At 55.6% G+C, this 12,049-nt stretch carries 14 protein-coding genes; 7 read left to right on the top strand and 7 right to left on the bottom strand.

The annotated features are described in order from the left end of the window. The 7 genes from BR04_RS05000 to BR04_RS04970 form a co-directional block, all read left to right on the top strand. A partial coding sequence (locus tag BR04_RS05000) for a hypothetical protein (protein WP_496354899.1) occupies nucleotides 1–330 on the top strand: 330 nt, incomplete at its 5' end. A gap of 304 nt (nucleotides 331–634) precedes the next feature. After that, complete coding sequence (gene mtnP, locus BR04_RS04995; protein ID WP_496354898.1) at nucleotides 635–1,396, top strand: S-methyl-5'-thioadenosine phosphorylase; 762 nt, start codon at nucleotides 635–637, stop codon at nucleotides 1,394–1,396. A gap of 29 nt (nucleotides 1,397–1,425) precedes the next feature. Next, nucleotides 1,426–2,325, top strand: a complete 900-nt coding sequence (locus BR04_RS04990; protein ID WP_496354897.1) for a radical SAM protein — start codon at nucleotides 1,426–1,428, stop codon at nucleotides 2,323–2,325. Between the two features lie 15 nt (nucleotides 2,326–2,340). Beyond that, the gene (locus BR04_RS04985) at nucleotides 2,341–3,006 is read left to right on the top strand and encodes a TVP38/TMEM64 family protein (RefSeq protein WP_496354896.1); all 666 of its coding nucleotides are present in this window, start codon (nucleotides 2,341–2,343) and stop codon (nucleotides 3,004–3,006) included. A 3-nt stretch (nucleotides 3,007–3,009) separates the two neighbouring features. Continuing rightward, nucleotides 3,010–4,542: a mercuric reductase gene (locus BR04_RS04980; protein ID WP_496354895.1), complete on the top strand. Its 1,533-nt coding sequence runs from the start codon at nucleotides 3,010–3,012 to the stop codon at nucleotides 4,540–4,542. Between the two features lie 17 nt (nucleotides 4,543–4,559). After that, complete coding sequence (locus BR04_RS04975; RefSeq protein ID WP_496354894.1) at nucleotides 4,560–5,819, top strand: TIGR04283 family arsenosugar biosynthesis glycosyltransferase; 1,260 nt, start codon at nucleotides 4,560–4,562, stop codon at nucleotides 5,817–5,819. 86 nt (nucleotides 5,820–5,905) lie between these two features. Further along, nucleotides 5,906–7,192 (top strand): CBS domain-containing protein, encoded by a 1,287-nt coding sequence (locus BR04_RS04970; RefSeq protein ID WP_496354893.1) that lies wholly within the window; start codon nucleotides 5,906–5,908, stop codon nucleotides 7,190–7,192. Nucleotides 7,193–7,354: 162 nt separating this feature from the next. Here the strand turns inward: BR04_RS04970 and BR04_RS04965 are convergent, their stop codons facing one another. The 7 genes from BR04_RS04965 to BR04_RS04935 form a co-directional block, all read right to left on the bottom strand. Continuing rightward, nucleotides 7,355–7,675, bottom strand: a complete 321-nt coding sequence (locus tag BR04_RS04965) for an IscA/HesB family protein (protein ID WP_496354892.1) — start codon at nucleotides 7,673–7,675, stop codon at nucleotides 7,355–7,357. Between the two features lie 220 nt (nucleotides 7,676–7,895). After that, on the bottom strand, nucleotides 7,896–8,219 hold the full coding sequence (gene cutA / locus BR04_RS04960) for a divalent-cation tolerance protein CutA (RefSeq protein WP_496354891.1): 324 nt from the start codon (nucleotides 8,217–8,219) through the stop codon (nucleotides 7,896–7,898). Further along, nucleotides 8,216–8,980 carry a tRNA threonylcarbamoyladenosine dehydratase gene (locus tag BR04_RS04955; RefSeq protein WP_496354890.1) on the bottom strand — a complete coding sequence of 255 codons (765 nt, stop codon included), beginning with the start codon at nucleotides 8,978–8,980 and terminating at the stop codon, nucleotides 8,216–8,218. The genes cutA and BR04_RS04955 overlap by 4 nt, the downstream gene beginning before the upstream one ends. Continuing rightward, on the bottom strand, nucleotides 8,980–9,786 hold the full coding sequence (locus BR04_RS04950; protein WP_496354889.1) for a TatD family hydrolase: 807 nt from the start codon (nucleotides 9,784–9,786) through the stop codon (nucleotides 8,980–8,982). The genes BR04_RS04955 and BR04_RS04950 overlap by 1 nt, the downstream gene beginning before the upstream one ends. Next, nucleotides 9,773–10,354: a YkgJ family cysteine cluster protein gene (locus BR04_RS04945; protein WP_496354888.1), complete on the bottom strand. Its 582-nt coding sequence runs from the start codon at nucleotides 10,352–10,354 to the stop codon at nucleotides 9,773–9,775. The genes BR04_RS04950 and BR04_RS04945 overlap by 14 nt, the downstream gene beginning before the upstream one ends. Continuing rightward, complete coding sequence (locus BR04_RS04940; RefSeq protein WP_496354887.1) at nucleotides 10,338–11,360, bottom strand: RluA family pseudouridine synthase; 1,023 nt, start codon at nucleotides 11,358–11,360, stop codon at nucleotides 10,338–10,340. Before BR04_RS04940 ends, BR04_RS04945 begins: the two co-directional genes overlap by 17 nt. Next, nucleotides 11,357–11,881, bottom strand: a complete 525-nt coding sequence (locus BR04_RS04935) for a CarD family transcriptional regulator (protein ID WP_496354886.1) — start codon at nucleotides 11,879–11,881, stop codon at nucleotides 11,357–11,359. Before BR04_RS04935 ends, BR04_RS04940 begins: the two co-directional genes overlap by 4 nt. Between the last annotated feature and the right edge of the window lie 168 nt (nucleotides 11,882–12,049).

The raw sequence follows: 12,049 nt of genomic DNA, 5'->3' as shown, positions 1-12,049 counted from the left end.
AGGCTCTACAGGCTTTTCAGCCATCACAGCGATCCGGGATTCAAGACGCTGGAGCGTCTTAAGATGCATTCCCACGCTGGAGCGTGGGAACGATGGATTTCATGTTGTAAAGGGTACTCCCAAGATGGCATGGCTGGGTCAGGGGGAGAATCAGTTAAATTTTTGATGTCTGGAACCGTATTCGCCCAGTGCCCAGCCTGGACATTTGGGGGCATTTTGAGGTTTCATGGCACCCAGTCCCATGGTCAGACCTTTTGGCAAAATCGTTTTTTGGCTGGCAGAATAATTAGAAAAAGCCTTTTGTCAAAAAAAGGCTTAAAAATACCCTGATTTCAAGAAAAATACATACTCAGCTTTCACCTGACGCAAGAATCCGGATCCCGGTACCAAAATATCCAAACTCAAGGTTGCAAAAATAATCATATCAAGGTCTTCAGCCTGCCATCCCGCACGGTCAGGGACAATGCGTATGGATGAGACAAGAAAACCGCTTTTTCACCCCTTGGAAAAAACGATAAACCCCCCTATGGTTTCAAAAACCCTGGCCTTTCTGACCCTAAAGGGGAAGAAAACAGAAGCACAGCTCCCACCTTCATAAAACACCTGAAAACAGACGCAGAAGAAAGGTTTTTCCATGAGCATAACAGGCATCATCGGCGGCTCCGGCCTGGACAACCCGGAAATTCTCGAATCTCCCGAAGATCTCCATTTCGACACCCCCTACGGCCCGCCCTCTTCCCCCCTGCGCCGGGGCCGCATTCAGGGGCAGGAGGTGATTCTCCTTGCCCGCCATGGCCGGGAACACACCCTTCCGCCCGGCGGCATCAACAACAGGGCCAACCTTTATGCCCTGAAAGCCGCAGGCTGCACCCGCATCATCGCCACAGCGGCCTGCGGCTCCTTACAAGAAGACCTTGAACCGGGAAGCCTTGTGCTGCCGGATCAGCTCATTGATTTCACCCGCCACCGCATCGTCACCTTTCACGAGACCTTTGAGCCGGGCATCGAAAATGCCCGCCACGCCCACATGGCCGAGCCCTTTTCTCCCCATATCCGGGAGATTCTGAAAACAACGGCTGAAGAGGAAGGCATCCGCCTCCATGACGGCGGTACCCTCATCACCATCGAAGGCCCCCGTTTTTCCACACGGGCCGAGTCCCGTATGTTCCGCATCTGGGGGGCGGATCTTGTAAACATGACCGTTGCACCGGAGGCCATCCTCGCCACGGAGCTGGAAATTCCCTATGCCGTGGTGGCCATGGTAACGGACTACGATTCCTGGAAGGACGATGCCCCGCCCCTCATTGTGGAGGAAATCATCAAAATCTTTAAAGGCAATGTGACAAAACTGGTGCGCCTTCTTACCCGGAGCCTTCCCCGCTTTCACGGGGCCTGAAAAAAACCCCACCCAAACGAGGTATCCCCATGTTTCAAGAACGCATCTCCCCCCTCCACACCCCTGCGGCTTCCGGGGAAGCACGGGGCTTCATTGAGTTTCAGGGACTTCAAGAGCTCTGGTTTCATACAGGAACAGACTGCAACCTCCGCTGTCCGGACTGCTTTGAGCATTCAGGGCCGGGGGTACACCGCCTTTCCCCCACAACCCTTGAAGAGGTAAAACCCTTCATGGCAGAAGGCCTCAGGGCCGGAGCCAGACAATTCTCCTTTACCGGCGGGGAACCCTTTCTCAACAGGGAAATCATCCCCATTCTGGAACATGCCTTAACCCTCGCCCCCTGCCTTGTGCTGAGCAACGGCACAAGGCCCATGCAGGCCCGCCTTGAGGATCTTCTTCCCCTGAAGGAAAAGCCCCACCGCCTCACCTTCCGCATCAGTCTGGATCACCCGGATGCCATCCGCCACGATGCGGGCCGGGGAGAAGGCATGTTTGAACTTGCCCTGACCGGCATCCGAAAACTTCTCGACGCAGGCTTCGGGGTTTCCGTGGCCTGCCGCAGGGAAGGCGTGGAAGGGGAAGAGCGCAGCAAAGCCTATCAAAAGCTTTTTAAGGAAAGGGGCCTGCCCGAAAACCTGCATCTGGTGAGTTTTCCGGATCTTCGGGAAAAAGAAACGCCTGAAATCACACAAAGCTGCATGCAGACCTGCCACACTCCGGAAGCAAGATCCGCTTTCATGTGCGCCTTCAGCCGCATGGTGGTGAAAAAGAAAAACCGGATGGCCGTCTATGCCTGCACCCTGGTGGACAATGACAGTGCCTATGACATGGGAGAAAATCTGGAACCCGCCCTTCAAGCCCGCACCATTCTGGCCCATCCCCGATGCTTCACCTGTTTTGCCGGAGGCGTTTCATGCAGTGAACTCTAAGGGAAGGAAATCCCCATGGAAAAGACAAAGCCCATATGGCTCAAACCCCTGATTTTTGTTCTGGGTCTGGGCGTCCTCATTGCAGGCGCACGCTTTGCCGGGCTGGATTCCCAGCTTGGCAGCCTCAGGGAATGGATTCAGGGCTTAGGGCTGATGGGGCCTGTGATTTTCAGCCTGCTCTATGCCCTTGCCGCCGTTCTCGCCATACCCGGTTCTGCCCTCACCATCATGGCGGGAGCCCTTTTCGGCTCCATTGCGGGCAGTCTTTCTGTGATCATAGGGGCCACCCTCGGGGCTTCCCTCTGCTTTCTCATTTCCCGCTACCTTGCACGGGATGCCCTGGCAAAGCTTCTGGAAAACAATGAAAAATTCAAAAAACTCGATGATCTTACGGAAAAAAACGGGGCCATCATTGTGGCCATCACCCGCTTAGTTCCCCTTTTTCCCTTCAATCTCCTCAACTATGGTTTCGGACTCACCCGCATTCCCTTCAAAACGTATGTGTTCTGGTCCTTTTTCTGCATGATGCCCGGAACCATCCTCTATGTGGTGGGAACGGATCTCATCACCCAAGCCATCACCGAAGGCAGAATTCCCTGGCCCCTTGTGGCTGTCTTTATCCTTGTTTTCGTACTGCTTTTCTTCCTTGTGAAGAAGGCCCGACAGAATATGCGGGGGTGAGCCATGACAAGCCTGAACCACGGACTTTTCCCCGACGATGCGGCCAACCGTAAACTCCTTTCCCTTGTGCATCCGGACAACTGGCAGAACCCTTCCCCCTGCCCATGCTACAACCTCGTGGTGCTGGGGGCCGGGTCTGCGGGTCTCATTTCCGCCATTGCCACCGCCTCCCTCGGCGGCAGAGTGGCCCTTGTGGAACGCCATCTCATGGGTGGGGACTGCCTCAATACGGGCTGTGTGCCCTCCAAAAGCCTCATCCGCTCCGCCCGTGTGGCAGCGGATCTGAAAAGGGCCGGAGATTTCGGCCTGTCTCCACAAAGCGGCGTGCAGAAAGAAGATTTTTCAAGGATCATGGAACGCCTCCGTAATATCCGGGCGGACATCGGCGAAAACGATGCTGCAGCCCGGTACCGGGATCTGGGGGTAGATGTCTTTCTGGGGGACGGCATGTTCACAGGCCCGGATACCCTTGAGGTGGCAGGCCAGACCCTGCGCTTTAAAAAGGCCGTCATCGCCACGGGGGCCTCTGCGGTTCCGCCCCCCATTCCCGGTTTAAAGGAAGCGGGCTTTCTGGACAATGAGACCCTCTTTTCCCTCACCGAAAGGCCCGAAGATCTCCTTGTCATCGGAGGTGGCCCCATCGGCTGCGAGATGGCCCAGGCCTTTGCACGGCTGGGAAGCCGGGTGAGCCTCGTTCAGGATACCCGCCTGCTGCCCCAGGAAAGTGCTGCGGTTTCAAGGCTCATAACGGAGGTTCTGGAGGAAGAAGGGATACGTATTTATACGGATGCCAGTATCCTGAAAGCCGAAAAACTTGCCGATGGAAGAAAACGCCTGATACTGAACCATGGCGGGCAGGAAGTCCGCCTTGATGCGGAAACCCTCCTTGTGGCCGCAGGCCGCAGACCCAGGGTGGAAGGGCTGGGGCTGGAAAAGGCCGGGGTACGCTACGACACAAAACTGGGCATCCTTGTGGATGATTTTCTCCGCACGAGCAACAAAAGAATCTATGGGGCCGGAGACTGCTGCATGGCATGGAAGTTCACCCACGCAGCCGATGCTTCCGCCCAGATTGCCGTGCAGAATGCCCTTTTCATGGGCAGAAAGCGGGTCAGCCGTCTGCTGATGCCCTGGTGCACCTACACGGACCCGGAGGTGGCCCATGTGGGCATGGGGGAAAGAGAGGCCGAAACCCTTGGCATTGCGGTGGAGACCTTCACCTTTCCCATGGAAGAAAATGACCGGGCCAAAACCGAAGGAGAAAAAAAGGGATTCGTCTCCGTGATGGTGAAAAAGGGAAGCGACCGGATTCTCGGTGCCACCATGGTTTCCTCCCATGCCGGAGAAAGCATCGGGATTTTCACCACAGCCATGGCAGCGGGGATGGGCCTTGGTGCACTGGCTTCGGTAATCCATCCCTACCCCACCCAGGCCGAAGCCATCCGCAGGGCAGCGGGGCTTTACAGAAAAAGCCGCCTCACCCCAAGAATTGCCGCCCTGCTCCGGGGCTGGCTGAATATGGCCAGAAAATACTGAAAAAGGACGCCTCCCCCATGACGGATCTCCCCTCTCCGGATACGATACAGCTTCTGCTTTTTACCCGCTACCCCCGTCCCGGCAGCAGCAAAACCCGGCTCATCCCTGCCCTCGGGGCTGAGGGAGCCGCAGCTCTCCAGCGGGACATGACCCGTTTCACCCTGAAGGAAGCCCTGAAAACGGGCTTTCCCCTTGAGGTTCGCTACACCGGAGCAAGACCAGAAGAAATGCGAAACTGGCTGGGCGAAGGGTTCAGCCTTGCGGATCAGGGGGACGGGGATCTGGGAGAACGTCTGGACAGGGCCTTCAGGGAGCATTTTACGAAAAAAGCCCGCTTTGTGATTGTGCTGGGTGCGGACTGCCCGGACAACCGCGCAGACACCATCCTTGCCTGTGCAAAGGCCCTTGGGCAGAAGGACTGGGCCATCGGCCCTGCAAAGGATGGCGGATACTACATGCTGGGCATGGGCCGCTATCTGCCCCGTCTCTTTCAGGGCGTGGACTGGGGAACATCCAAAGTTCTGGCCCAGACCCTTGCCGCAGAAAAATCCACCCCCTTCCTCCTTCCCTGCCTAAGCGATGTGGATGAAAAAGAAGACATCCCAAAAAAAATCTCCGTGATACTTCCCACCCTCAACGAAGCCCCCTTCATCGAAAAAACCCTGACCTCTTTGGGGCAGGGTTTTCATGTGGAAATCCTTGTCTCCGACGGCGGCAGCCGGGACCGCACACCGGAGATTGCCCGATCCTGCGGGGCAGAAGTGCTGAAATCCCCTCCGGGACGGGCCAGACAGATGAACTGCGCAGCAGCCAGAGCTTCGGGCAGCATCCTTTTTTTTCTGCACGGGGATAGCCTTGCTCCGGAAAACTGGGACAGGGATCTGCGCCAGATCCTGAAACAGCCGGGGGTGGCTCTGGGGGCCTTTCACTTCGACCTTCAGGAAAAAATCCCCGGCATGGATCTTCTGATCCGGGCCGTCCGTTTCCGCTCCTGCCAGATGAAAAGACCCTACGGCGATCAGGGGCTTTTCATGCATAAAAGCCTGTTTGAAGAGCTGGGGGGCTTTCCCGATGAGCCCATCCTTGAGGATCTCCTTTTGGTGAAAAAGGCCAGGAAACTGGGCAGGATTGCCATGACGGCCTCTTCAGTAAAAACATCCGCCCGCAGATGGCAGCAAAAGGGACTTTTGCGTACCACCCTCATCCATCAGGCCATCCTTTTGGGTGCAGCCATGGGCCTTTCTCCCCGCAGACTCATGAAACTGCTGCGAAGATAAGGAGATCCATGCTAAAAAACAGATAAAAAAGCAAACAAAGGGCATCACCATATACAGACCAGCAACCTGCAAATATCCGGAGCCCCATGCACATCATAAGCTGCCACAACAATACGGATTTTGATGCCCTGGCCTCCATGGTGGCGGCCTCCTTCCTCTATCCCGAAGCCCTGCGGATTCTGCCCACCCAGCTCCAGCCCGGTGTGCAGGAATTTGTTTCCGTGCACTGGGACATGCTCCGGCTGCACTCCCGCAAAGGCTTTGATCTTTCTCCTGTCCGCCAGCTCACGGTGACGGACACGGCCAGCTGGGAGCGTCTTGACAACATGAAGGCCCTTTCCACGCGGGAAGATCTCCGCACCATCGTATGGGATCACCACCCCGGCCGGGGCAGCATCACCGCTTCCGAGCTGCATCAGGAAGAAACGGGGGCTGCGGTCACCCTTCTTCTCGAAGAAATGAAAGCCAGGGACTGCGCCTTTTCGCCCGTCCACGCCACCCTTTTTCTTCTGGGCATCTATGATGACACAGGCTCCCTCTCCTTTCCCTCCACCACAGCACGGGACGTGCACATGGCGGGCTTCATGCTGGAAAACGGGGCCGATCTCCATGTGGTGGCCGCCTATCAGGACAGCGGTCTCGACCCGCGTCACATGGAACTGTTCCAGCGCATGCTCCGCGAAGCCCGGATCTTTTCCCTTGGCAGCCTTACAGTCGGAATCGCTTCCCTTGAAGCGGAAAAGGGGCTCACCATGCTGCCCACGGTGGTGCATCGCTTCAAGGAGATTCAGGGACTGGATGCCGCCTTCGGGATCTTTCCCATGGGGCCGGACAAAATGACTGTCATCGCACGCAGCAGTGCAAGGGAGCTGGATCTCGGAGCCATGATGCGCAGACTGGGCGGGGGCGGACACCCCGGAGCCGCCTCGGCCATGCTGAAAGGTGACATGGAAAGCGCCCGGAAGCAGCTCATGGACTGCATCCACGGCACAAAGATCGAGGAAGCCTCCGTAGGCCACCTCATGAGTCCTGTCCTCTCCCTGCTCCCTGCCGCAAGTTCCGTCCGGCAGGCGGCGGATCTTCTCCGGAAAACGGGGAAAAACGCCCTGCCGGTGGTGAACGAGGAAAATCATTTCCTCGGCATCCTCACCGAAAAAACCCTGGCCGCCATCCGCCAGGACCGGCAGTGGGAGCAGCCCGTCACCGCCATGCTGAACCGGGATGTGCCCTCAGTGACAGCAAAAGACAGCCTGCGTCAGGCCCTTCTGCTCATGTCCCGTTCGGAAAGCGGATTTCTGCCCGTTGTAGAGGGCAAAAAGCTTGTGGCCGAAATCACACGGGCTTCCATCATCCTGCACATCTACGACTTCTGAAAAGGCAGCTTCCCTGAAAAACCGGAACGCCTCACATATGCTGAAAACCATTCAGAACTGCTGAAGCAGGTCTTCCCTGTCGGATAAAAAAAGGAGGAAGCCGTCTTTGACAGCATCCTCCTCTATCTATCTTCTCAGCAATAATCTGGAAAAATACTCTTTTCAGCAGCCGCAGGAACCCGAAGAGCTGCATCCGGAGCATCCGCCGCCCCCTTCCAGCTTGATGCTGGAATTCACGGCAAACCCCATGCCATTAAAGGCAATTTCAAAGGGTTTTCCTGCCTCAAACAGATCCTTTTCCACAACATAGGGAATACCGGCAATATCAAAACGGACATCACCTTCCTTTTCCTCATCAAGCGCCATGGCCACCATGGGGCCACCGCAGCCCCCCCCATGGATAAAAATACGTATGGGCTGAATCTCCTTACCCTGAAAAAAAGAAGCCACTTCCTTCTGTGCATCCGGAGTTACCGTAAACATGAAAAATCCTTTCTCCGCGCCATAAAAAGCGCTGGATATGCTGGCAAAAAAGACAAGGGAATCCGATCACCCTTGTCCGGCAAAGTAACGCCTGCTTTCCAAGCGGTCAAATAAATTTTATCTATGGAAAAATCTTTTTACATCTTCAAGCAGCAATACGTTATTTGATTACCAGCGTATCTCAGCCAGCCTTTCCATGCTAAAGCAGGATGGTGATCCATTATCGTATTGTCCCTGCCACCTGACCGTAAATCCAGTCCAGAAAAGGCCCATGCCCATCCACAACATCCAGGGCAAGAATGCAGGGACAGGCATAGGAATGCAGGCCCACAACCCGCTCCCGCAGCTTTGGAAAGAGCGCCTTTGTGGTCTTGGCGATCAGAACCAGCTCCGACCCTTCCTCGCTTCTGCCTTCCCAGATATAAAAGGAACGTATTCCCGGAAAAACATTCACACAGGCTGCAAGCCCTTCTTTCACAAGGGTTCTGGCCAGAACCTCCGCCTCTTCCGTACTTCCCGCCGTCATATAAATCCACTGAATCATGGGGTCTCTCCTTCCGTACGGGGTTCCCCCCCCCTGCCAAGAATCCGATCCAGAGCCAGACCGGCCATACGCAATCCGAAACTTCCCGTCACATGGGCAAGGGAACCAAGCGGAGTCCGGGTTCGGCCACGGGTCTGGGTTTCCGGCCGTACCACCACAGGAGTGATGGCATTCTGGGGCGGTTCGGGAGAAAAAACACAGGTAAAGCCCCCCTCAATACCCAAACGGTGCAGACGCCGGCGCACCATGCGGGCCAGAGGGCAGTGATGGGTTTTTGAAAGATCCGCTACCTGGATGGCTCCCGGATCATAGCGGGTGGCCGCCCCCATGCTGCTCAGGATATAAAGCTCCCGAAGAAGGGCTTCCCGGATGAGCAGAACCTTGGAGTTCAGGCCGTCAATGGCATCCAGCACGACATGGGGATGGTTGTCCAGAATGGCGGGCAGGGAATCGGCATCAATGAAAAGATTCATGGCTTCCACCGTGCAGTCCGGGGCGATATCCCGAACACGGGCTGCCGCCAGATCCACCTTGGGCTGGCCCAAAGTGGAATGCAGGGCAAAGAGCTGGCGGTTGAGGTTGGATGTATCCACCACATCAAAATCCACAAGCCTCAGATGCCCCACTCCGCTTCGGGCCAAAGCTTCAACGGCAAAAGACCCCACAGCCCCCAGACCGCATACGGTGACACGGGCTTCCTGCAAACGTTCAAAGGCATCCTTGCCAGTCAGCTGTATGACACGGGAAAATGCAGGGCTCATCACAGAAAAGACACTCCTGGAAGAGAGGAAAGGAAATTCCGGGAATTGTGCAGCAGCTGCGTTGCAAGAAGCGGTTTCTCCACATTCCGGATGCGGGCAAGGGTACGGAAAGTCCGGACAAGACAGACAGGCCGGTTGATACCCTCCGGAGCATTCTCCGGCGGAATATCCGGTGCATCGGTTTCAATGAGCATGCGCTCAGGTGAAACCAGACGGGCACTCCGGGCCACCTTCTGGTTGGCCGTCCGGGTAATGGAGGCGGCGAAACCAATATAGGCTCCCAACTTTTCCACTTCCCTGACCATATCGGGGGATCCGGACCAGGCGTGAAAGGCGCCACCATGGGGCAGCCCGCCCTCTTTTTTTAAAATCTCCAGCATACGGCCCCAGGCCTTGCGACAGTGCAGGGAAAGGGGTCTTTTCAGCTCCCTTGCCAGACGGAGCTGAACGAGGAGCACCTTTTCCTGATCCTCCAGACTGTGACGCATATCCAGGCCATCCAGCCCCACTTCCCCCACCCCCGCCTCCGGGCAGCGGGAAAGAAGCTCGCCAAGATGACGCTCCCAGTGGGGACTTCGATGAGCCGTATAAAAAGGATGCAGGCCGAAAAAAGGAACAACCCCTTTCTGGGAAAGAGCCAGGCTCTCCACCGCTCCCCAATCTTCCTCATCGGCACCACAGCAGACGAAACCGCGTACCCCCGCGGCTCTGGCTTCGTCCAGAAGAAAGTCAAGATTCCCCGCAATGCGGGTATCCTGAAGGTGGCAATGGGTATCCACAAGGATAAAGGTTTCAGGATTTTCCATGAAGAGACCTGTGAATCACCAGCTTGTGCTGCCTGCCATAGGCCATGACACGGGAAGGATCAAAACCTCCGGATTCATAAAGAATTCTGAACCCCGGCTCTTCAAACAGGTGCAGGATATAGGAAATATGACCGGAATAGCCATTCAGATCAAGGCGCTGAATGTCATCCCTCGCCACCCGGCCCAGGGCAATGGCCTCCTTGTGTAAAAGTGGCCCCCGTCCCTCACAGGGTTCCAGAGAATAGAGACGCCGACAGACCAGAGGCCGGATAGAATAGATGCGACATCGTCGTTCCCTGTCCAGAAAGGGGCAGGATGCCCGTCTGTCCTGCTCCCGGTTCTTGCGATCCTTGGCCACGGCCTTGCGCATCCCGGCATAAACTTCCCGGGGCAGGGTTTCCATATGACGAAGAATCCGCAGGCCCTCCAGGGTACTGATGTCAATACTGCCCGTCCCCGTACAGCAGAAGGCACAACCCGGCCCGCAGATCGCCCCCTCCATCAGGGGACGCAGCCTGTCCGCCAGCGTGGCGTAAAGAGCATCTATTTTTTCAAAACAATCCGCCACGGCTTTCTTCCTCTTCGACCTTCCATGGGGTCATATCCCCAAGCAAACCTGCCATATCTGCGGGCAGAAGTGATTCAAATACCATGTCCAGCCCTGTCATGGGATGGCTGAAGGCCAGATAACGGGCATGCAGCATCTGACGTGTCACCTTCCGCAAGCGGGCCTTGAGCCAGGAATCCCGGATTCTGTCTTCCATTTTTTTTGTGCCGTAAAGGGTATCTCCCACAATGGGATGGCCCAGATGGGAAAGATGAACCCGGATCTGGTGGGTACGCCCTGTCTTGATTTCCACCTCTACCCTTGTCATTCCCGGATACCGCTCCCTGACCCGCCACAGGGAAAGGGCCGATCTACCGCCAGGAACATCCGCTGCCATGCGTTTTCTGTCCACAGGATGTCTTCCAATGGACACATCCATACGGCCTCCGCTTCCACGCATTTCTCCCCAGACCAAAGCCTCGTAGCGCTTTTCCGTGAGTCTGTCGTGGAACATGGACACCAGACGCTCATGGGCCTGCTGATGCTTGGCCACAACCATCAGTCCGGAAGTATCCTTGTCCAGGCGATGCACAATGCCTGGCCTTAACTCCCCCCCGATACCGCCAAGATCAGGACAGTGATGCAGGAGGGCATTGACGAGTGTACCGTCGGGATGCCCCGGTGCCGGATGCACCACCATCCCCGCAGCCTTGTTCAGCACAAGAAGATGCCCATCTTCATAAACAATATCCAGATCCAGATCCTGAGCACAGAGTGAAGAGGGACGCAGATCGGGTATCTGTCCCCTGAGGGTCTGGCCTGAGCGCAGTTTCAGGGATGGTTTTGCCGTTTCTCCATTCACCTGAACCCCACCATCCCGAATCATCTGGGATACAAGGGAACGGCTCATGTTTTCCAGTATTTCCGCCAGAAAAACATCCAGGCGTTTTCCCTCATCGGCCTGGGTGACCTCATGATGAAAAACGCCTGAATCATCCATATCTATTTGCAAATCAAGGGTATTCACGCAGAAAAAAGATTCTCTATTTCCGTCAGCATACTCTTTTCATCGGTTTCCTTGGCCAGACTCAGCTCCTTCAGCAGAAGCCCCTGTGCCGTATCCAGCAGTTTACGCTCCCCAAAGGAAAGATCCTTGGTCAGCTTCAGAACAAAAAGATCCCGGAATACCGCAGCCACATCGAAAAGACTTCCACTTTTAATCTTTTCCATATACTCCCGGTAACGACGATTCCAGGTCTGGTTGTCCTGCAATGCCCCTTCCTTGTTGGTCATTACCGCATAAACCTTTGAAATATCCTGCTTGCCGATAACATCTCTTAAGCCCACGGTTCCCACATTGTCCGTAGGAATCATGATCACCATACCGTTTTCCAGGATTTTCATGATGTAAAAATCCTGCTTTTTCCCGTTGATCTCACGGGATTCTATGGCTTCAATACGGCCCACGCCATGGGCGGGATAGACCGCAAGGTCACCGACATGAAACTGCCGGACACCTTCCTCCACTGTCATTGCCTTTTCTGCCATTTTTTCACCACCATTGTTAGGGGTTCATGCTTTAAAAGTTTTTTATATCACAAAGTTGCCAATGGGTTCAACCATTTTATAAATATTCCGCCAATGACAATAAAACATCCTATGAACACACCCCAAATAAAAAAGGGACGAACCCCGGAAGGATCCGCCCCTTTCTTT

The organism is Desulfobotulus sapovorans DSM 2055 (genome assembly GCF_059569355.1).
The sequence above is the reverse complement of the archived record's forward strand: the minus strand, read 5'-3'. Positions and strand labels throughout refer to the sequence as shown.